The 21,275-nt window shown below is 65.4% G+C and carries 19 protein-coding genes; 14 read left to right on the top strand and 5 right to left on the bottom strand.

Features of this window, described 5'->3' with window-relative positions; all coding sequences use genetic code 11:
* The first annotated feature begins 64 nt into the window (after positions 1–64).
* Complete coding sequence (gene groL, locus CH275_RS16225; protein ID WP_094679376.1) at positions 65–1,678, top strand: chaperonin GroEL; 1,614 nt, start codon at positions 65–67, stop codon at positions 1,676–1,678.
* A gap of 64 nt (positions 1,679–1,742) precedes the next feature.
* Here the strand turns inward: groL and CH275_RS16220 are convergent, their stop codons facing one another.
* Positions 1,743–2,036: a WhiB family transcriptional regulator gene (locus tag CH275_RS16220; protein ID WP_027496361.1), complete on the bottom strand. Its 294-nt coding sequence runs from the start codon at positions 2,034–2,036 to the stop codon at positions 1,743–1,745.
* Between the two features lie 739 nt (positions 2,037–2,775).
* Here CH275_RS16220 and CH275_RS16215 point away from each other — a divergent pair.
* The 3 genes from CH275_RS16215 to CH275_RS16205 all read left to right on the top strand — a co-directional run bounded on the left by CH275_RS16215 (position 2,776) and on the right by CH275_RS16205 (position 5,327).
* Complete coding sequence (locus tag CH275_RS16215; RefSeq protein WP_094679375.1) at positions 2,776–3,603, top strand: hypothetical protein; 828 nt, start codon at positions 2,776–2,778, stop codon at positions 3,601–3,603.
* Positions 3,604–3,739: 136 nt separating this feature from the next.
* On the top strand, positions 3,740–4,318 hold the full coding sequence (locus CH275_RS16210) for a sigma-70 family RNA polymerase sigma factor (RefSeq protein ID WP_032376740.1): 579 nt from the start codon (positions 3,740–3,742) through the stop codon (positions 4,316–4,318).
* Entirely contained in the window at positions 4,311–5,327 is a 1,017-nt protein-coding gene (locus CH275_RS16205) for an anti-sigma-D factor RsdA (RefSeq protein ID WP_094679374.1), read from the top strand. The genes CH275_RS16210 and CH275_RS16205 overlap by 8 nt, the downstream gene beginning before the upstream one ends.
* Before the next feature lie 113 nt (positions 5,328–5,440).
* Here the strand turns inward: CH275_RS16205 and CH275_RS16200 are convergent, their stop codons facing one another.
* Complete coding sequence (locus CH275_RS16200; RefSeq protein WP_032378069.1) at positions 5,441–5,845, bottom strand: DUF5319 domain-containing protein; 405 nt, start codon at positions 5,843–5,845, stop codon at positions 5,441–5,443.
* 299 nt (positions 5,846–6,144) lie between these two features.
* Here CH275_RS16200 and guaB point away from each other — a divergent pair, with 299 nt between their 5' ends.
* The 4 genes from guaB to guaA all read left to right on the top strand — a co-directional run bounded on the left by guaB (position 6,145) and on the right by guaA (position 12,424).
* A complete protein-coding gene (guaB, locus tag CH275_RS16195; protein WP_179276175.1) occupies positions 6,145–7,668 on the top strand; it encodes an IMP dehydrogenase in 1,524 nt (507 codons plus the stop codon).
* A 55-nt stretch (positions 7,669–7,723) separates the two neighbouring features.
* The gene (locus CH275_RS16190; RefSeq protein WP_094679373.1) at positions 7,724–8,863 is read left to right on the top strand and encodes a GuaB3 family IMP dehydrogenase-related protein; all 1,140 of its coding nucleotides are present in this window, start codon (positions 7,724–7,726) and stop codon (positions 8,861–8,863) included.
* A 186-nt stretch (positions 8,864–9,049) separates the two neighbouring features.
* Positions 9,050–10,804 (top strand): FAD-dependent oxidoreductase, encoded by a 1,755-nt coding sequence (locus CH275_RS16185; protein WP_094679372.1) that lies wholly within the window; start codon positions 9,050–9,052, stop codon positions 10,802–10,804.
* Positions 10,805–10,834: 30 nt separating this feature from the next.
* Positions 10,835–12,424, top strand: coding sequence for a glutamine-hydrolyzing GMP synthase (gene guaA, locus CH275_RS16180; RefSeq protein WP_094679371.1), 1,590 nt, complete (start codon positions 10,835–10,837; stop codon positions 12,422–12,424).
* A gap of 8 nt (positions 12,425–12,432) precedes the next feature.
* On the opposite strand, the gene CH275_RS16175 is transcribed toward guaA, so the two are convergent.
* Both CH275_RS16175 and CH275_RS16170 read right to left on the bottom strand, forming a co-directional pair.
* Positions 12,433–12,693, bottom strand: a complete 261-nt coding sequence (locus CH275_RS16175; RefSeq protein WP_094679370.1) for a hypothetical protein — start codon at positions 12,691–12,693, stop codon at positions 12,433–12,435.
* A complete protein-coding gene (locus CH275_RS16170) occupies positions 12,690–14,072 on the bottom strand; it encodes a PspC domain-containing protein (protein ID WP_256991061.1) in 1,383 nt (460 codons plus the stop codon). The genes CH275_RS16175 and CH275_RS16170 overlap by 4 nt, the downstream gene beginning before the upstream one ends.
* A 148-nt stretch (positions 14,073–14,220) precedes the next feature.
* Here CH275_RS16170 and CH275_RS16165 point away from each other — a divergent pair, with 148 nt between their 5' ends.
* From CH275_RS16165 to CH275_RS16140, 6 genes are all read left to right on the top strand, one after another.
* On the top strand, positions 14,221–15,666 hold the full coding sequence (locus tag CH275_RS16165) for a PspC domain-containing protein (RefSeq protein WP_094679368.1): 1,446 nt from the start codon (positions 14,221–14,223) through the stop codon (positions 15,664–15,666).
* Positions 15,663–16,310, top strand: coding sequence for a response regulator (locus tag CH275_RS16160; RefSeq protein ID WP_094679367.1), 648 nt, complete (start codon positions 15,663–15,665; stop codon positions 16,308–16,310). The genes CH275_RS16165 and CH275_RS16160 overlap by 4 nt, the downstream gene beginning before the upstream one ends.
* Positions 16,311–16,362: 52 nt before the next feature.
* Positions 16,363–17,370 carry a MerR family transcriptional regulator gene (locus CH275_RS16155; RefSeq protein ID WP_094679366.1) on the top strand — a complete coding sequence of 336 codons (1,008 nt, stop codon included), beginning with the start codon at positions 16,363–16,365 and terminating at the stop codon, positions 17,368–17,370.
* Between the two features lie 84 nt (positions 17,371–17,454).
* Positions 17,455–18,156 carry a YqeB family protein gene (locus CH275_RS16150; RefSeq protein WP_256991060.1) on the top strand — a complete coding sequence of 234 codons (702 nt, stop codon included), beginning with the start codon at positions 17,455–17,457 and terminating at the stop codon, positions 18,154–18,156.
* 10 nt (positions 18,157–18,166) lie between these two features.
* Positions 18,167–19,300 carry a sensor histidine kinase gene (locus CH275_RS16145; RefSeq protein WP_094679365.1) on the top strand — a complete coding sequence of 378 codons (1,134 nt, stop codon included), beginning with the start codon at positions 18,167–18,169 and terminating at the stop codon, positions 19,298–19,300.
* Complete coding sequence (locus CH275_RS16140) at positions 19,288–19,977, top strand: response regulator transcription factor (protein WP_256991059.1); 690 nt, start codon at positions 19,288–19,290, stop codon at positions 19,975–19,977. Before CH275_RS16145 ends, CH275_RS16140 begins: the two co-directional genes overlap by 13 nt.
* Before the next feature lie 8 nt (positions 19,978–19,985).
* Here CH275_RS16140 and CH275_RS16135 read toward each other — a convergent pair whose 3' ends face one another.
* Entirely contained in the window at positions 19,986–21,209 is a 1,224-nt protein-coding gene (locus CH275_RS16135; RefSeq protein WP_256991058.1) for a serine/threonine-protein kinase, read from the bottom strand.
* Positions 21,210–21,275: the final 66 nt, after the last annotated feature.

Raw genomic sequence — 21,275 nt, 5'->3', positions numbered from 1 at the left:
GTGTCGGTGCCGGGGCGGTGTGCGTTCGATCGAGTTTCTTTACTCGAAGGAGTAACACCGAAACATGGCAAAGCAAATCCAATTCAACGAGGAAGCGCGCCGGTCACTCGAGCGCGGCGTCGACAAACTTGCCGACGCAGTCAAGGTCACTCTCGGACCCCGAGGACGCCACGTCGTCCTGTCCAAGGCATTCGGGGGACCGACCGTCACCAACGACGGTGTGTCGATCGCTCGTGAGATCGACCTGGAAGATCCGTTCGAGAACTTGGGCGCACAGCTGGTCAAGAGTGTCGCCACCAAGACCAACGACGTCGCAGGCGACGGAACCACCACCGCGACGGTTCTCGCGCAGGCTCTCGTGCGCGGCGGACTGAAGAACATCGCCGCCGGTGCGAACCCGATCGCACTCGGCGTCGGGATCTCCAAGGCTGCCGACAAGGTCGCCGAGGCGCTGCTCGCCGCCGCTACTCCGGTCGAGGGCAAGCAGGCCATCGCTCAGGTCGCCACCGTGTCCTCGCGTGACCCCGAGATCGGCGAGCTCGTCGGTGAGGCGCTCACCCGCGTCGGTGCCGACGGCGTGGTCACCGTCGAAGAGTCTTCGACTCTGCTCACGGAACTCTCGGTCACCGAGGGCGTTCAGTTCGACAAGGGCTACCTCTCGCCGTACTTCGTCACCGACGTCGACACGCAGGAAGCTGTACTCGAAGACGCGTACGTCCTGCTTTACCGCGAGAAGATCACCTCGCTTCCGGACTTCCTTCCCCTGCTGGAGAAGGTGGCCGAGAGTGGCAAGCCGTTGCTCATTCTCGCCGAGGACACCGAGGGCGAAGTTCTCTCGACGCTCGTCGTGAACTCGATCCGCAAGACCATCAAGGCCGTTGCCGTCAAGGCACCGTTCTTCGGTGATCGTCGCAAGGCGTTCCTGGACGACCTCGCCGTCGTGACGGCGGGACAGGTCATCACCGCCGATGTCGGTCTGAGCCTGAAGGAGGCCGGCCTCGAGCTCCTCGGGCGCGCTCGTCGCGTCGTCGTCACCAAGGACGACACGACCATCGTCGACGGTGCGGGTTCCCAGGAAGACATCGATGCTCGCGTCGGCCAGCTGCGCCGCGAGATCGAGAACACCGATTCGGAGTGGGATCGCGAGAAGCTCGAAGAGCGTCTGGCGAAGCTCTCGGGCGGCATCGCGGTCATCAAGGTCGGTGCGGCCACCGAGACCGAACTCAAGGAACGCAAGTTCCGCGTCGACGATGCAGTGGCAGCAGCCAAGGCCGCAGTCGAAGAGGGAATCGTCCCCGGCGGCGGATCGGCTCTGACCCAGGCTGCGTTGGCTCTGGCCGACGATCTCGGCCTGACCGGCGACGAGGCCACCGGTGTGGCCGTGGTGCGCACGGCACTCAACGCGCCGCTGTTCTGGATCGCCACCAACGCAGGCATCGACGGTTCGGTCGTTGTCAGCAAGGTCGCCGAACTGCCGAAGGGCCACGGATTCAATGCCGCGACTCTGACGTACGGCGACCTGTTGGCCGACGGCGTCGTCGATCCGGTCAAGGTGACTCGTTCGGCTGTGGTCAATGCCGCATCGGTCGCGCGGATGATCCTGACGACCGAGAGCTCGATCGTGGAAAAGCCGGAAGAGGCCGCCGAGCCTGCTACCGGGCACGGTCACGCACACTGACGTCTGCTGACACGACGAAGCCCCCAACCCGATCGGGTTGGGGGCTTCGTCGTGTGTTCGGGTGTCACACCGCGATGCGGCGACGATTGTGGCGGGCGTGCAACTCGCGTTCGGTCTCCGACATCCCGCCCCAGATGCCGTACGGTTCGCTGACGTTCAGAGCGTGTGTGCGGCACTGTGCGAGTACGGGGCAGCTGCGGCACATTTCCTTGGCGCGCATCTCGCGCTGTGCTCGGGCCCGGCCCCGCTCACCGTCCGGGTGGAAGAACATGGACGAGTCGACGCCACGGCACAGGCCGTGCATCTGCCAATCCCAAATGTCGGCGTTCGGCCCAGGGAGGTGGTTCGGCTGCGGCATGAGAACTCCTAGGGTGGTGTGGCTTCTCGGATTCGTGATCCGAATGCCGACAACGTTATGTGGATCGACGAAATCGAGTCAATAGTTCCGAATCGTGGGCAAATGCATACTCATGGGGCGAAGAATTAACACTGGCGATATTTACTTCGACGTACCCGCGTGCGTGGCGTTCCTGTTGAAGAATCCGTCGAGACGGGAGACGATGGAGGCGGAGCCGGCCGTGAATCTCTCGGTGTCCGACGGCGCACGAGGACGTCGGTCATCCGTCGACGGCGCTGCCGTCCGACCGGTCGGTGTCGTACTTGCCGGCGTTTGCGCTGTTCAGGGACTTGACCGGTGCTCGAGGTCCGTGTGGGTTCGGCGGTTCGGTGGGGCATCGCTTCGGTCGTCGAGCGCGGAGGTCGGTGTTCGACGTCGAACCCGCGGACCACTCGACGTAGCTCCCGGCATTCCATTGCGCGCACCGCGGTACTTGTTTTCGGTCGAACGATTCCCTGCGGCGATTAACCTATTCGCCACACAGCGTTCAGATTCTCGTTTCCGAAACGGCCCTCGTTCACATTGTTAATTCCTTGAAAACTGCATTGAGTGCACGGACTCCGATGGCGCATTCGATTGCGAGAGGTCACTGCACAATTACTTTCCCGAGTGCCCTCTTCCGGTGTCGTCGCGCCTCGGTCGTGGATCGTTGCCCGCGACGGATGTCGGACGTCGTCGACGAGGGCCCTACTCTTGCCTCGTGCCACCAGAACAGAGATCGCTGTTCACCACCACGCAGTCCGGACTCGTCGATGCCGCCTTCGGGACCGATCCGGGCCGCGTCCCACTCCCCGCGGCGACCGATCCCTACGAAAGCTGGCACCGCAGTGTCGCGCTGGCAGGTCAGGGTCGATACAGCGCGGCGGACATCGAGCTGAGACGGTATCGAGCCCGCAGTCCCGAACTCGCGTCGCTGCACGCCTCGACCAGAGCGTCGTGGCTGCGCCAGTTGGGCAAGCACGAGCGAGCACGTCACTTCGACGGCAGGGCAGTCTCTCTCGTCGGCATCGTGGGACCGGCGCGCTCGCGAGACACGGTCGAGGCACGAACGGATGCATTGACCGGCCTCGCCGCGGATGCGCTGGGCAGCGGCCGGTTTGGGATGGCAGACGCCTTGTTGGCCCGTAGCGCCGAGCAACGACTCGGGTCGTTCGGTGGGGGGCTGTGGCGTCCGGCGCTACGGGCGGCGTGGGTAGCCGCCGAGCTGGCAATGATGCGCGGTGACGGCCCCGAAGCCCTCCGACACGCCGAATCCGCTCTGGCTCTCTCCACCGATGCCGATTCGTTACGCCACAGCATCAAGACGGACCTGGTGCTGGCGGCGGCGCTGAGTTGCGCCGGTGAGACCGCCCGTGCCCGCGACTCGGCCGTCCAGGTGGCCAGCGCTGCGGCGATGCACGGTCTGCTGCCGTTACGTTGGGCCGCGACGATGCTGTGCGAGGGCACCGGAGGGATCGACACCGGGATGGCCACGTCCGCCGATCTGGCTGTCGTGCTCGATCGTCGGGGTGGTTCGTCGGTCGACTGACCAGGACCGCGATCCGGGACGGACCGAGTGGTTCGGTTGCTGCGGGGTGGTGTCGCTATCCTTGGTCTCGTTCCACCACTACGTGGAAGCGCTCCCTGGCGGGTGCGTACCTGTAACGCGGGGAAATTTGCCGACGATGAACACAGCGGGTGAGGAGTTGGACTCTTTCGTCGTTGCCGCAGCGCAAGGCGATCGACTGGCTCTGTCCCGGGTCCTGGAATTCATCCGGCCACTCGTCGTTCGGTACTGCCGGGCACGGGTCGGTTCGGCTGAACGCGGTCAGCTTTCGGCCGACGACGTGGCGCAGGAGGTCTGTTTGGCAGTCATGACCGCCTTGCCTCGCTACCAGGACCAAGGTCGTCCGTTCATGGCATTCGTGTACGGCATCGCGGCTCACAAGGTCGCCGATGCCCATCGCAGTGCCTCGCGTAACAAATCGGACCCGGCCGCCGAAGTACCAGATGTCGTGTCGATGGAACACGGACCGGAGCAACGCGCTCTCGAATCCGAGTCGAGTCGACAGATGACTGCACTGCTGGACACCTTGCCCGCCAAGCACCGCGAAATTCTGGTGCTCCGACTCATCGTCGGGTTGTCGGCAGAGGAAACAGCAGCGGCCGTCGGCAGCACTGCAGGCGCTATCCGCGTAGCTCAGCACCGAGCTATCGCAAAACTGAAGAACGAAGTTGTGAGAGCAGGTGAAATGTATGGCTAGGGACAATGGTCACGGTGGCCCCGGTGAGACCCCGCGTCGCGGAATCTCGCGAATCGGTGAGCACGTGAACCCCACTGGACCGAAGCAGAACGATCCCTATGCCGACATCGGTGCAGACGGTGGTCCGGTGGACCTCGTCGCCGTACGTCGCGACGATGCGTTCATCGACGCGATCAGTGGTGACGGACCGATCGCTACCGATGACGCAGACGAGTACCAACTCGCCCTTCTGCTCGCCACGTGGCGTGCAGATGTGGTGACGCCGGCGATGCCTGCCGGCCCCTCCCTCGATGTTGTGGTCGCCTCGGTCGAACGTGAGAAGCTCGCGGCCGACATGTCGCGGTCGAGCTCGGCGAACCGTGGCGGGCGGATGCGGCTGTTGCGTCCCATCGCCGGTGCCGCCGCTGCGATCGCCGTGGTGATGGGTGGCCTGGTGGTCATCTCGTACAACTCGACGCCCGACGATCCGCTGTGGAGCGTCAAGTCCGTCGTGTTCTCCGAGCAAGCCGATTCCACTGTGGCGCAGATAGATACGACGTCCAAGCTGCAAGCGGCCGAAGATCTCATTTCGTCCGGCGACACCGACGCCGCGCGTGCATTGCTCGACGGTGCATCGAACGGCACATCGGCTGTGCTCGACGACGCGCAGCGCGCCGAGCTCGACGAATGGCTGGCACGTCTGTTGCAGGAATTGCAGGCACTGACCGTGCCCGCGCCGCCACCACCGGCACCCGTGCCGGGTGTGCCTGCTCCCGCACCTAGCTCCGAGGCCGTCGCCCCGCAGGCTCCCGTGGATCCGATCACGCCGGACACCAGCGCGGCACCGGTCACACCGAGCCCGTCCACGACGACTCCGGAAAGTCCGCCGTCCACGACGACTCCGAGTCCGACGACGACGGATGTCACGCCGACGGTGCTCTTCGAGCCGAACCAGCCGACGGCCACTGCAGGCGGCAGCAGCGCGCCCGAGAATCGCGATCGTATGTCGGTTCCGTCCGGCGGTAGCTGAGCGAATACACCGACAGCGCTGTCCTACGGCAGCGTTGTCGGATCAGGCGAGACGAAGAAGCCCGACACGATCATCGTGTCGGGCTTCTTCGTGATGCGGAGTTGCGTCGGAGATCAGCTGTCGAAACCGTCGCCGTGCAAGGCGTCGTTCATCGAGGCGTCCGCGAAACCGCGGCAGTAGTCCCAGGTCACGTAGGCGTCGGGGACCGGATCGTAGGCCGGCTCGTGCGGCCGAACGGTTCCGTCGACCAGGAGCTGCAGCAGGTTGGCGCGCAGCATGTCCCAGTCGTGATAGTGGTCCTGCTGGCAGTCCTCGCAGCACACGACCAGGCCGCGGATTCCGCGGTGGCCGAGCAGTGCCTCGTAGACGGCGAGGTCCGCCAAGTCCTCTTCGACGGCCAGACGCTCCTGGGGATCGAGAGGCTGGCCGGGCTCGATAGCGTCGAGGGCGGCCGACGGGTCGGCTGGGTCTCCGGCGAAGGGATCCGGGGGTAGACCGGGAGGCAGTTGATCGCGCACGCCTCCACGGTACGCAGGATTGGTGGGTCTGCGCCAGCCGTTCGAACGCGACATGCCGGACGTACCCGCTTCGTGCTCCATCGCACGGTCGATATTTCGGGGTCGCGGGCAGGCTGTGACGGGAGGCGTTCGCACTGGTTGTGCCCGAGCCGATACCATGGTCCACGGCGCTGAACAGATGAGTGCAGGTGCCGAAACTCCATCCGTTCTCCAATCCCGCACTGCGGTGCGCCTGCGAGCTCTCACCGGCCGCACGCCGCGCCCACGTGCAACCAGGCTCTAGGGAGGGCCAGATTCGCATGAGTAGTCCCGGAGCCCACGTCCGCACAGGCGGCGACGATCCCAACAAGGTCGCGATGCTCGGCCTCACGTTCGACGACGTCCTGCTGCTGCCGGCCGCTTCGGACCTGATTCCCAGCTCGGTCGACACGTCCAGTCAGATCACGCGCGAGATCAGGTTGCGGGTGCCTCTGGTCAGCTCGGCCATGGACACCGTCACCGAGGCTCGGATGGCCATCGCGATGGCGCGTGCAGGCGGGATGGGCGTGCTGCACCGCAACCTCTCTCTGCAGGATCAGGCGTCGCAGGTGGAAACCGTCAAGCGCTCGGAGGCCGGGATGGTCACCGATCCGGTCACCTGCAAGCCCACCGATTCGCTCGCCGAGGTCGACGCCATGTGCGCGCGCTTCCGCATTTCGGGACTGCCGGTGACCGACGAGACCGGCGCGCTCGTCGGCATCATCACCAACCGTGACATGCGCTTCGAGGTCGATCAGAACCGGCGCGTCGCCGATGTCATGACCAAGGCACCGTTGATCACCGCGCAGGAGGGTGTCACCGCCGAAGCGGCCCTCGGGTTGCTGCGCCGCCACAAGATCGAGAAGCTGCCGATCGTGGACGGCAAGGGCGCGCTGACCGGCCTGATCACCGTGAAGGACTTCGTCAAGACCGAGCAGCATCCCAACGCCACCAAGGACCGTGACGGTCGCCTGCTGGTCGGTGCCGCTGTGGGCGTCGGGCAGGACGCTTGGGCACGATCGATGGCTCTGACCGACGCCGGGGTGGACGTCATCATCGTCGACACCGCGCACGGCCACAATTCGCAGGTTCTCGAGATGGTCAGCAAGCTCAAGGCCGAGGTGGGCGACCGCGTACAGGTCGTCGGCGGCAACGTCGCCACCCGCGCAGGCGCACTCGCGCTCGTCGAGGCAGGGGCGGACGCGGTCAAGGTGGGCGTCGGACCGGGTTCGATCTGCACCACGCGAGTGGTCGCCGGCGTCGGCGCTCCGCAGATCACCGCCATCCTCGAAGCCGTGGCCGCGTGCAAGCCGCACGGTGTGCCCGTCATCGCCGACGGCGGTCTGCAGTTCTCCGGTGACATCGCCAAGGCGCTCGCCGCCGGCGCGTCGACCGCCATGCTCGGATCGTTGCTGGCCGGAACCGCAGAGTCCCCGGGTGAGCTGATTCTGGTGGGAGGCAAGCAGTTCAAGAGCTACCGCGGCATGGGTTCGCTCGGCGCGATGCAGGGACGCGGGGGAGCGAAGTCGTTCTCCAAGGACCGCTACTTCCAGGACGACGTGCTGGCCGAGGACAAGTTGGTGCCCGAGGGCATCGAAGGTCGTGTCCCGTATCGCGGACCGCTGAACCAGGTCATTCATCAGCTCACCGGTGGCCTGCGGGCCGCGATGGGTTACACCGGGTCCAACTCGATCGAGGACCTGCAGAAGGCCCAGTTCGTGCAGATCACTGCGGCCGGACTCAAGGAGAGCCACCCGCACGACATCACGATGACCGCAGAGGCCCCCAACTACACCACCCGATAGTCGATCGGCCTTCTTCGGCCGAATCGATTCGCTCTCGAAGTAGAAAGGTGCGCGCGTGCGCGACCTCGTTGAAATCGGCATGGGCAGAGAAGCCCGCCGCACGTACCAACTGGACGACGTCGACATCGTGCCGTCCCGTCGTACCCGGTCTTCGAAGGAGGTGTCGACGGCGTGGCAGCTCGACGCATACCGCTTCGACATCCCGGTGCTCGCGCATCCGACCGATGCGCTGGTCTCGCCTGCATTCGCGATCGAGCTCGGTCGCCAGGGTGGGCTCGGGGTCGTCAACGGTGAGGGCTTGTGGGCGCGTCACGCGGACGTGCAGGCCAAGCTCGATCAGCTGATCCATATCGCCGAGACCGATCTCGATCCCGATGCGCCCATCGCTTTTCTGCAGGAGTTGCACTCCGCGCCGCTGCAGCCGGATCTCCTGGCGGCCGCGGTCGGCCAGGTGCGCGATTCCGGTGTGACCGTCGCCGTGCGGGTGAGCCCGCAGAACGCCCGTGCGTTGACGCCCGCCCTGGTGGCGGCAGGACTGGATCTGCTGGTCATTCAGGGCACGATCATCTCGGCCGAGCATGTGGCGCACGGCGACGAGGAGCCGCTCAACCTCAAGACGTTCATCGCCGAACTCGACGTCCCCGTCATCGCGGGCGGCGTCAGCGATCACCGCACCGCACTGCACTTGATGCGTACCGGTGCGGCAGGCGTCATCGTCGGCTACGGCTCGGTCGAAGGCGGTACGACCACCGGCGAGGTGCTCGGTATCGGCGTCCCGATGGCCACCGCGATCGCCGATGCGGCCGCAGCGCGGCGGGACTACCTGGACGAGACCGGTGGACGGTACGTGCACGTCATCGCCGACGGCGACATCACCACCTCCGGGGCGCTCGCCAAGGCCATCGCCTGTGGGGCCGACGCTGCGGTTCTCGGCGCTCCGCTGGCCGTCGCCGCGGAGGCTCCCGGCGGCGGCTGGTACTGGCCGTCCGCGGCGGCGCATCCGTCGATGCCACGCGGTGCGTTGTTGCCGATGTCTGCAGGTGAACGCCCCAGCCTGGATCAGGTGCTGCACGGACCGTCACGCGAGTCGTACGGCTCGATCAACCTCGTCGGCGGACTGCGTCGGTCGATGGCGAAGTCGGGGTACTCCGATCTCAAGGAATTCCAGAAGGTGGGCCTGAACGTCAGGGCCTGATCAAGTCTGTTCCAGCAGGGCGCGCACTCCTTTCACACCGGGGTGCGCGCCTTTTCTGTTGCTCGGCGTCCACGTAAGCCGACCCTGGGTTGGTGATACCTTCAGTAACAGCTAGAATCGCTTGTGGCGGTAGTCACATAGGGGTGTGCATACTGTTCGACAGCAACGGATGTAGCGGAGGTCACCATGGGTTCAGCTGTTCGCGCCACGGATTACGACGTTCTGATCGTCGGTTCTGGCTTCGGTGGGAGCGTCACCGCGCTTCGGCTGGTGGAGAAGGGGTACCGCGTCGGGATCCTGGAAGCCGGGCAACGCTTCGAGGACAAGGACTTCGCGAAGAACAGCTGGGATCTCAAGCGCTTCCTGTGGGCACCGAAGCTGGGCCTCTACGGAATCCAGCGTGTGCACCTGTTGCGTGACTGCCTCATTCTTGCCGGTGCAGGCGTCGGCGGTGGCTCGCTGAACTACGCGAACACCCTCTACAAGCCACAAGCGCCGTTCTTCGAGGACAAGCAGTGGGCCCACATCACCGACTGGAGCAGTGAGCTCTCCCCGTTCTACGACCAGGCCACCCGCATGCTCGGCGTGGTTCGTAATCCGCACATGACCCCCGCCGACGAGGTGATGAAGTCGGTCGCCGAGGACATGGGTGTCGCCGATACCTTCATTCAGACTCCGGTCGGGGTGTTCTTCGGAGACGAACCAGGCAAGACCGTCCCGGATCCGTATTTCGGCGGCGCGGGTCCAGCGCGGACCGGATGCATCGAATGCGGTGAGTGCATGACCGGGTGCCGCCACGGAGCCAAGAACACCCTGCTGAAGAACTACCTCGGCCTGGCCGAGCGCGCAGGGGCCGAGATCGTGCCGATGACGACGGTGACCGGTCTTCGTCCCCGCGCCGACGGCACCTGGGACGTCGACACCGAACGCACCGGCGCTCGACTGCGCAAGGGCCGCAAGTCCTACAGTGCGGCCAATGTCGTTCTCGCCGCGGGCACCTGGGGTACCCAGAACCTGCTGCACAAGATGAAGGACACGGGCGCGCTGCCCCGTCTGTCGGACACACTCGGCGAACTGACCCGCACCAATTCCGAGTCGATCGTCGGAGCCGCGAAACTGGCGGTCGATCCGAACATGGACCTCACGCACGGTGTCGCCATCACGTCCTCGTTCCACCCCAGCCCCAACACGCACATAGAACCGGTCCGGTACGGCAAGGGCTCGAACGCGATGGGAATGCTGCAGACCCTGATGACCGACGGCGGCGGAAAGATTCCGCGGTGGCTCAAGTTCGTGTTCGCGATGATCGCTCATCCGGTTCAGTTCGTCCGAGTCGTCAACGTCCGGCACTGGAGCGAGCGCACGATCATCGCGCTGGTCATGCAGAATCTGGACAACTCGATCACCACGTTCACCAAGCGTGGGCCCTTCGGCCGCAAGATCTCGAGCAGGCAAGGTCACGGTGAACCCAACCCGACGTGGATTCCCGAGGGCAACGACGCCACCCGCCGTATCGCCAAGAAGATCGGCGGCGTTGCAGGCGGTACCTGGGGCGAACTGTTCAACATCCCGCTCACGGCCCACTTCCTCGGTGGATGCGCGATCGCCTCGGACTCCGATCACGGCGTCATCGATCCGTACCACCGCGTCCACGGCTACCCGACGCTCAGTGTGGTCGACGGGGCTGCCGTATCGGCCAACCTCGGAGTGAACCCGTCGCTGACGATCAGCGCGCAGGCCGAGCGGTCGGCGGCGCTGTGGCCGAACAAGGGCGAGCTGGATCTCCGTCCGGCACAGGGGTTGCCGTACCAGCGTCTCGACCCGATCGCCCCGAACTCCCCGGTCGTCCCGGTGGACGCGCCCGGCGGTCTGCGGTTGCCGATCGTCGAGATTCGGTCCGGTTCCTCGGCGAGGCCCGTCGAGCATTCGGGGGTTGCGTGAGCGCCCCAGCAGTCCCACTAGACTGACCCGGTGACCGACTCCTCTGCACACGATCCCGCACACGCACGCCCGGTTCTGGTCGTCGACTTCGGAGCCCAGTACGCGCAGTTGATCGCCCGCCGTGTGCGCGAGGCCAACGTGTACTCCGAGGTGATCTCGCATACCGCGACCGCCGAGGAGATCGCAGCCAAGGACCCGGTTGCGCTGGTGCTCTCGGGGGGACCATCCAGCGTCTACGCGGACGGTGCGCCCGAGCTCGATTCCGCGCTCCTGGACCTCGGCATCCCCGTGTTCGGCATCTGCTACGGATTCCAGGCCATGGCCCAGGCCCTGGGCGGAACCGTCGAGCACACCGGGACGCGGGAGTACGGACGCACCCAACTCAGTGTCGACGGCGGTCGCCTGCACGACGGCCTGCCCGCCACGCAGCCGGTCTGGATGAGTCACGGCGACGCGGTCACCGCGGCCCCGGAGGGCTTCACCGTCACCGCTACCAGCGCAGGCGCGCCGGTCGCTGCTTTCGAGAACGAGGGCAAGCGCATGGCGGGGGTGCAGTATCACCCCGAGGTTCTGCACTCCCCGCACGGGCAGCAGGTGCTCAGTCGGTTCCTGCACGAGACCGCAGGCATCGCTCCGGACTGGACGGCAGCCAACATCGCCGACGCTCTGGTCGACGCAGTGCAGGAGCAGGTCGGTCCTACGGGTAAGGCCATCTGTGGTCTGTCCGGTGGCGTCGACTCCGCGGTGGCGGCGGCTCTGGTGCAGCGAGCCATCGGTGATCGCCTGACCTGTGTCTTCGTCGATCACGGACTGCTGCGGGCCGGCGAGCGCGAGCAGGTGCAGCAGGATTTCGTGGCCGCCACCGGTGCCAAGCTCGTCACCGTCGACGCGGTCGATACCTTCCTCGGCGCGCTCGAAGGCGTCTCCGACCCGGAGGAGAAGCGCAAGATCATCGGGCGCGAGTTCATCCGTAGCTTCGAAGGTGCCGTCGCCGAGGTGCTGGGCGAGAACGCCGAGCACGGCGATGCTGTCGAATTCCTGGTGCAGGGCACGTTGTACCCGGATGTCGTCGAGTCGGGCGGTGGGTCGGGTACCGCGAACATCAAGAGCCACCACAACGTCGGCGGGCTACCGGACGATCTGCAGTTCGCCCTGGTCGAGCCGCTTCGTGCCCTCTTCAAGGACGAGGTGCGCGCGGTCGGTCGTGAGCTGGGCCTGCCCGAGGACATCGTCGGCAGGCAACCGTTCCCCGGACCCGGGCTCGCTATCCGCATCGTCGGTGAGATCACCCGCGACCGTCTGAACACGCTGCGTCACGCCGATTCGATTGTCCGAGAAGAACTTACGGTCGCCGGCCTGGATCAGCAGATCTGGCAGTGCCCGGTGGTGCTGCTGGCCGATGTGCGCAGTGTCGGTGTGCAGGGCGACGGCCGCACTTACGGACACCCGATCGTGCTGCGTCCGGTCTCGAGCGAGGACGCGATGACCGCGGACTGGACCAGGCTGCCGTACGACGTGCTGGAAACGATCTCGACTCGGGTGACCAACGAGGTTCCGGAGGTCAACCGAGTCGTTCTCGACGTGACGAGCAAGCCGCCGGGCACCATCGAGTGGGAGTGACGCGGGACTCAGCTTTTTCTGCTGGGCCCCAGTAGAAGCACTAGGCCTACGACCACCGCAGCGACGACGAACACCCAGCGGAACTGGACGTCGCCCAGGGCCGCGATCGCGCCCTGGCCGATGATGGCCGCGACCGACACGACCATGGCGATCAGTCCGGCGAGCAACAGCAGCGCCGACGGTCCCCGGCGATTCGAGTTCTGCGTTTCGGTGTCGGAATCGCTGTCGCCGTAGTCGTGGCCGCGGCGATCGGTCTTGTTCTTCTTCACTGGTGCACCACTTTCAAGTCTCCGAGTGCCACATCACCCTCGATGGTCAGCACCGGTGCGTCGGGTCGAGCGGCACTTCCGATCCGCAGACCGGGGGAGCCGCATTCGGCCGAGCCCAGGACGGTGTCGCACTTGGTGTCGAGGTTCATCGTGTTCGGTACCGTCACGACCGCACTACCCAGCGCCACATCGATCTCGATGGTGCGGTTCTCGGTGAGGTCGAGGCCCGTGAGGTCGAGCGTCAGCTCACCGAGACCGACGTCATAGGTGGGCGCAAGGTCGGCGACGGTGAGCGGAGCGATCCGCTGGGATCCGGATGTGCTGTTGTCCAGGTCCACCGGCCCGACCGCCGATGCCAGGACGACGAATCCCGCCAAGGGCGCAGCGACCACCAACAGTCCGTAGCCCTTGCGCAGGAACGCGCCCAGGACGAGTCCCACCGCGATCACTGCCAGAGCGACTGCTCCGACGCGGCCCGGTGATGCCCAGTCTCCGCCGGTGGCCGCACCTACCGCCGCGGTGAGGGCAGCAGCGAGAAGAGCCAAGCCGAGAAAGCTTGCCGTCCATCGGGACCGGCGCTTGCGATCGATGGCCGCCGGCGGAAAGGTACCGGCAGGTTCGGGAAGATCCCAGGCGAACGGTGCCACACCGAGCGGATCCCACGACGGAGGCGTCACGGTGGGTGTAGCGGTCGGTTTTTCGATGGACTCGGTTCTCTTGCTCAGGTTCACCGTCTGCGCGGCATCGGAGTCCTCGCTGGTGGAGTCCTCGGTGGTCTTCGGTGTCGGAACGTAACTCTTCGGCAACGTCGTGTACGGGGTGTAGCGCTCGTGCTGGAACTGCGGCGGCCGATACTGTGCCGCCGTCCACTGCTCCGCCGACGTGGAGTACGAGCCGAAAGGCGAAGGTGCGTACTGGTTTCGGGAGAACTCCGCCGTCCGCATGTACGGCGGAGGTTCCGGGCAACGCTGATGCAGCAACCACAGGCCGCCGAACATGGCCAGCAGTGAGATCAACCCCGACCCACCGAGTCCGACACCCACAGGGCCGATCGTCGACAGCGCGATCACCAACGCCACCGCAACGACCACCATCTTGGTGGTCGAGTCGGAACTGTTGCCTCGGCCGACCAGTGACTCCACGCCCGACGCTGCCTCACCGGCCCGGCTGAGCACCAGCCACGCCGCCAGGTACAGCACGATGCCGGTACCGCCGAACAAGGTGGACACGACGAACGCGATCCGAATCAGAACGGGGTCGACGTCGTAGCGATAGCCGATACCGGCTGCGACACCCGCCACATGCCCGCGCTGCGGCAAGCGGTGCGGACGAGTGCGCCACATCTGCTGAAGTTGATCCGAGACGGTCACGTTGCTCATGACAACAATCGTGGCGACCTGGACCACGAAACACATCAGGGATACCCCTGATCTTCACCCCCGAACTCGGCCACACCTCGATGGACCTGCGAAACATCAGGGCGAACCCTGATGCGACAACCACCGAATCCGTGCCAGGATCGAAGGCGTGCACCCTGTCGACAATCCACCCGTTGACGCCGCCCGCACCACACCACCCGTGGCCGGCGACGCGCCGGCGACCGCTCCTGCCTTTCCGGTCGCTCCTGCAGGCTCCGCTCCTGCTTTTCCGGTCACTCCTGCAGGGTCCGCTCCTGCCTTTCCGGTCGCTTCTGCAGGCTCCGGTCCCGCTTTTCCGGTCACTCCTGCAGGCTCCGCTCCTGCCCCCTATCAGCGACGCGGGGGCGGACGTATCGTAGGCGGCGTCGCGGGCGGGCTCGCCGACCATCTCGGCGTCGACGTGTTCAAGGTTCGGGTCGCATTTGCACTGCTCGCCGCGTCCGCCGGTGCCGGCATCGCCGCTTACGGCCTGATCTGGATGTTCACGCCTGCGGGCGACGACACGGCCCACCCGAGTGCCGCGGAACGTCAGCGAGCGTTGGGGTTGGCGGCCATCGGTCTCGGCCTGGCAGTGGGTCTTGCGTGGCTGCTCAGCGGCACTGCGGCGTCGGTCATCGTGCCGGTGATCGTCGTGGTGGTCGGTGCCGCCCTGGTGTGGCGCGAATTCGATTCGGAGGGTCCGCGAACGGCTCTCGGGCTCCCCAAGCATCCGACCGTGTTGAGTTGGGCGCGGGTGGTCGGCGGAGCAACGTTGATCGTCCTGGGATTGGGGGTGGTGGTGCTCGCCCGCGTCGACCTGGCCGCACTGCGATCGTCTCTGCTGGCGGTGGTGGTCACCCTCGTCGGCGTCGGCTTGCTGACCGTACCCATCTGGTTGCGAATGTGGCGGGCGCTCGGTGCAGAGCGATCTGCACGCATTCGCAACGACGAACGCGAGGAAATCGCGTCGCACCTGCACGATTCGGTGTTGCAGACGCTTGCGTTGATCCAGAAGCAGTCAGATCGGCCTCAGGAGGTGATGCGGTTGGCCCGCGGGCAAGAGCGGGAACTCCGCAGATGGTTGTTCGACGGCGGCTCCACCGACAACTCCAGCTTGTCCGACGCGCTCGGGACCATCTCGGGCGAGGTCGAGGATCAGCACGGAGTGACCGTCAGGCCCATCACGGTCGGTGACGTGCACCTGCTGCCCGACGACGTGGAGTCCGGCCTGTCCAGAGAGAGTTTCACTGCACTGCTGGGTGCCACGCGAGAGGCACTGGTCAACGCAGCCAAGCATTCCGGTGAGACCAATATCGATCTCTATGCGGAAACCGAACCGGAACAGGTCAGTATCTTCGTGCGCGACCGCGGTATCGGATTCGACGAATCCGAGGTCCCCGAGGATCGACGGGGCCTTGCGAAGTCCATTCGGGGTCGTATCGAACGTCGGGGCGGCACGGTCCAGGTACGGTCGACCGTCGGCAAGGGAACCGAAGTGCGCATCTTCATGCCCCGCAACGGCAGTACCGTCACCCCCGAACCGTCCGAACCCGATCATCAGGAGCAGCCGACGTGACCGACCCCTTCCGCGTTTTTCTGGTCGACGACCACGCGGTGTTCCGCTCCGGCGTGCGGGCCGAGCTCGGCCGTGAGGTGGACATCGACGTCGTCGGAGAAGCTGGAGGCGTCGCCGACGCGGTATCGGGAATCGACTCGACGAAGCCCGATGTGGTGTTGCTCGACGTGCACATGCCCGACGGCGGTGGCGTTGCCGTACTGAATCGCATCGCCGAGGGGCCGGTGTGTCTGGCTCTGAGTGTGTCCGACGCGGCCGAGGACGTCATTGCCGTGATCCGCGCCGGGGCCAGGGGTTATGTCACCAAGACCATCTCCGGCGCGGAGCTCGCCGACGGTGTTCGACGCGTCGCCGGGGGAGACGCCGTCTTCAGCCCGCGTCTGGCCGGATTCGTCCTCGACTCGTTCACCGGTCGCAGCGCCGTTCCTGAGCCACCGCTGGATCCGGAACTCGATTCGCTGACGCCCCGTGAACTCGAGGTGCTGCGGTTGTTGGCGCGTGGCTACACCTACCGCGAGATCGCCGAGGATCTGTTCATCTCGGTCAAGACAGTCGAGACGCATGCATCGAATGTTCTCCGAAAGACCCAGCAGTCCAACAGGAACGCGCTCACTCGGTGGGCGCACAAGCGCCGGATCGACTAGCCATCCCGATCACGCTTGACCTTCGACCAACCCGAAGCCTCAGGATTTCACCATGACTGATTCGGACGAAGAATTCCTGACCATCGGTGTGTTCGCTCGCACCAGCGGGCTCACTCCCAGTGCCCTTCGCTTCTACGACGACTGTGGGTTGCTCGTGCCGGCATCCATCGACGCGAAGTCCGGTTACCGCTACTACACCCGTGCACAGTCGAAGCGGGCGAACATCATTCGACAATTGCGCGAGATCGGTATGCCGCTCGACAAGGTGGCGTCCGCTCTCGACGGCGACGGAGCTGCAGCGGTCGAGATCGTGGATCGACATGTCGAGGACCTTGCCGCGCATGCGCGCGCGGCAGCCGAGGCTGCGGTGTCGATCCGCCGGTTGTTCGACGAAACGTATTGCACTGCAACGGTATCTGTTGCCGAATTTGCCTCGGCCGTAGCGCAGGTCTCGTCGGCGGCCGGGACGAGTGACGACTTCCCGGTGTTGCGAGGCGTGCTGATCGAGGTGGACGGCAGCAGCGTCACGCTCACTGCGACGGATCGGTATCGACTCTCCACGCGCAGTCTTGTCGCGCAGTGCTCGCCCGGCGCAGCCTGGTCGAGAATCGCATCGGTCGGCTCCCTCGGGTCGGTGACCGCAACCGGCACCCTCGTGCTCACGGCAACCGACGACTCGATGGTGATCGACTCCGACGGTGCTCGGGCAACGGTGGATCCGGTCGACGGCGAGTTCCCCGATTGGCGGACGATCATGGACGGATTGGCTCCGACCGTGACGAGGGTTGTGCTGCAACGAGATTTCGTTCCGCTCGGCGGCGGCACCCTTCGGATCGAGGCCGGACCGAACGGCGTCCGGGTCGGTGGTGTTGCGATCCCCGCACAGGTCACCGGTTCGGAGAGCGTGGTGTTCTTCGACGCGGCCGTTCTGCAGGCGGCCGTCGAGTCGGCTGTCGGACCCGACCTGATGCTCGATATCGCTGCACCGGATCACCCGATGCTGGTGCGTTCCGCGGTCGACGGCGCTCTGACGACACTGGTGATGCCGGTTCTCGGCTGATCGAGTGCTCCTGTCGTCGAAAGTCGGAGAAGTGTCGACTTTCGATGACTGGGTACCAGCTCCCACACTCGATACCGTGAGGGTATGGACGACAAGATGCTCGGGGAGACGCCACCGGCGGTGCTGTGGTTCTCCCGCGGCGATCGGCTCTTCCTGATCGCCGGTGCCGTGATGATCGGTGGGTTGCTGGGATTCGCGGTGCCGTACGTGGCGGAGTGGGGAGCGTCGCTCACCTGGATACCGTTCCAGGGTCCGTTGGAATTGATCGCGTCGTGGTCGCAGTGGTGGGTGCGGTACGTCTGCATCGGGGTGGGGGTACTGCTCGGGCTGGCGTTGGTGGCCGCCGCGTTCTACGACACGGCACGAGTGGCGGTGTCGGAGGCAGTCGTACGCATCACCGAGAGGGGCGAGACCGTCACCGTGTCCGGATCGCAGGTAAGCACGGTGTTCGTCGACGGCAAGGAATTGGTATTGCTCGACGCGGCGTCGCGTCAGTTGGTGCGGGTGCCGAGCGAGGAGAAGCGTGAGGCGATCGAGGCGGCATTCGAGGAGCGGGGCTACTCGGTTGTGCCCGGTGATCCCCATGACGATCTCTATCACCTGTGGGTGCCCGAGACTCCGGGTCTGGCACCGGAGGTGAATGCGGTGCTCAAAGCTCGGGACATGGCACTGAAGAAGAAGGCGGGTTCCGATGCACGCGAATTGCGTTCGGAGCTGGACAGACTCGGCGTAGTAGTGCGCGACAAGAAGACCAGCCAGTACTGGCGCCCCCTGGTTCGATCGTGACGGTCGGATCATGACTGTGCTGCGACGGCATCGAGAACGCGCATGGGATGTCGCCGCCATCGCGTTCGCGCTGTTGCTGGTGCTGTCGGTAGCCGCAGGCACCGAGGGTATGACCACCACCCGAACGGTCGTCTCGATCGTCGTGGGCGTTCTCGGTGCCGTGCTGCTGTGGTGGCGTCGCAGGTGGCCGATCGAGATCGCCGTAGCGCTGGCTGTGTGTGCTGTTCTCACCGATGCAGTGGGCGGTGCCGAATTGGTGGCCGTCTTCACGGTGGCTTCTCGAAAGTCGTGGCGGGTCACCTCTGCGGTGGTGGTTCTGCACGTGCTGGCGTCGATGATCTGGACGACCGTGTGGGCCGAGCAGTCGATCCTGTACGTCGCGATGACCAGCCTTGCCTTTCTGAGTATCCCGGCGGCATGGGGCATCGTCGTCAAGTCGCGTCGCGAGGTGATCGATTCGCTACGTGAGCGGGCCGAACGAGCAGAGTCGGAGTCGAATCTGCGAGCCGAGACCGTTCGCGGACTCGAACGTGAGCGGATCGCACGGGAGATGCACGACGCTCTCGCACATCGGATCTCGTTGGTCAGTCTTCATGCGGGTGCGCTCGAGGTCCGGCCGGATGTCGGTGCGCGGGAGGTCGAAGCACTCGCGTCGACCATCAGATCCAATGCGCACGGTGCCCTGGAGGATCTGCGGGAGATACTGGGAGTACTCCGATCGGGCGACGTGAACGTGCCGCGTCCACAACCGGGTGTGGACGATATAGCTGCGCTGATCGAGGATTCGGAGAAAGCCGGTACGCAGGTGACGTTTCTCGACGAGATGCCCGCGGACCTCACGCTGCCTGCCTCGGCCTCTCGCACCGTTCACCGTGTCATTCAGGAGGGGCTCACCAATGCGAGAAAGCATGCGCCGGGTTTACCGGTTCGCTGCGGAATTGCTCCGACGGGCAGCGAGATCAGGGTGTGGCTCGAAAACGGTATCAGTGCAGAGAGATTCGCTACAGTCCCCGGTTCTCGCTCGGGGATGATCGGCCTCACCGAGCGAATCGAGCTGGCAGGCGGACGAATCGAGTACGGTATCGCCCGTAGCAGCGTCGGAGTGGTCTACCGTTTGGAAGCGTGGTTACCGTGCCCGAACTGACCGATGATCTCGAGGCAGCCGATGTGCTCGAGGTGTTGCTGGTCGACGACGACGCGTTGGTGCGGGCGGGGTTGTCGCTGATCTTGAGTTCGGATCCGGGTATCACGGTGGTCGGTGAGGCGTCGGACGGGCGCAGCGGAATGGAGGCAGTGCACGCGCTGTCTCCCGACGTGGTTCTGATGGATGTGCGGATGCCGGTGGTGGACGGACTCGCGGCCACCGAAATGCTTCGCGCAGAAGGAATTACAGCGGCGATACTGGTGTTGACCACCTTCGACACCGACGAGTATCTGCTGCGGGCACTGCGGGCGGGCGCAAACGGGTTCTTGCTCAAGGACACTCCGCCGCGGGACATCATCGACGCGGTGCATCGCGTCGGATCCGGAGAGTCGATGCTGTCGCCGACGGCCGTCGGACGCTTGGTTGCGCACTGGCGCGAGCAGGATGCCCGATCGCACGATGCCGCCACCGAACGTGCGCGGGCGCTGCTCGATGCGCTGTCCGATCGCGAACGTGAGGTGGCCGTTGCCGTCGGATCGGGAAAGTCCAACGCGGAGATCAGTGCGGAGCTGTACATGAGTGTCGCTACCGTGAAGACCTACGTCTCACGGATTCTGACGAAACTGGAGTGCAGCAACAGGGTTCAGATAGCGATCATCGTGCACGAGTCGCGTTGAGTGCTCGACTACAGCAGAAGGGCGATCACCAGAAACAGAACGATCACGACGGCGAGCACGAGTGCCGCGAGGACGACGGTCGACGGCATCGAGGTTCGGTCGCCGATGATGTCCTCGATGCGCATCAGGACGTCGTCGATCGGGTTCTTTTTCTTCCGCGGCACGTCGAACGGTGGGGGAGAGTAGGTCGAAGGAACCGGATTCGCTGCGCTCTCACCGGGTTGCACGGCGGGTAGGCCGGCGACGGTGCTGCCGAATTCTCGGGACGGACGGCGAGATTCGGACACCGGTGTCGAGCGTCTCGCCCATGCCGGAACGACACCGTCCGCGGACGTCAGAGGGACGCCGCGTAGCTGAGCTATGGTGCCGCGCTTGCTGATCGCACCGAGAATGATCTCGTCGCGGGCCTGCGCCATGGTGGGACGCCGGGCAGGATCGGGCTCGAGCATGTGCAGTAGCGGTCCGGTGAGATCTCCGCTGCGGGTGGGAGCGATGATCTGCCCCTTGGCGACTCGGTGCAGCAGTGCGATCGAATCGTGATCGATGTCGAACGGTGGCTTGCCTTCGATGGCGGTGTACAGCGTTGCCCCGAGGGAGAACACGTCGCTGGCTGCGGTGGGATCCTGCCCGCGTGCGACCTCGGGTGCGAAATATGCAGGGGTGCCGGTGATCACGCTGTCATCGGACTCTTCGACGTCGCCCTTGGCTCGGGAGATACCGAAATCGCTGATCTTGACGATGCCTAAATCCTTGCCGCGATCGGCGATCAGAATGTTGCCCGGCTTGATGTCGCGGTGCACTATTCCTGCCTCGTGTGCCTCGGTCAGTGCGTCGGCGATCTGCGCTCCGATCTGGGCGACCTCGAACGGTGGCAGCGAATCGGTGGTGCCGAGTGCCTGCGCGAGACTGCGCGAGGACAGGTATTCCATGACCAACCATGGCTCTCCGTCGACCAGAGCGACGTCGTGCATCGCGATGGCGTGCGGGCTCGAGAGCCGGGCAGCGATGCGACCCTCGCGCATGGCCCGATTGCGCACCTCGACGGCTTGCTGAGGGCTCAGTGCAGTGGTGGATGTGACCTGTTTGACGGCCACCTGGCGATGCAGAAGTGTGTCGGTGGCGAGCCATACTGCGCCCATTCCGCCACCACCGAGTTTGCCGGCAAGGCGGTATCTTCCGGCCAGGAGGTAGTCGGGTCCGACGCCCCGTCGAACACGCTGCTGATCTGTCACGTCCACAGGTTAGTTGACGATGGCGGGACGTGCCTGCGGCCGCGGAACGGGGGCATCTACCAGCGG

The sequence above is a fragment of the Rhodococcus sp. 06-235-1A genome, from assembly GCF_002258785.1.
Lineage (GTDB): Bacteria > Actinomycetota > Actinomycetes > Mycobacteriales > Mycobacteriaceae > Rhodococcoides.
The sequence above is the reverse complement of the archived record's forward strand: the minus strand, read 5'-3'. Positions and strand labels throughout refer to the sequence as shown.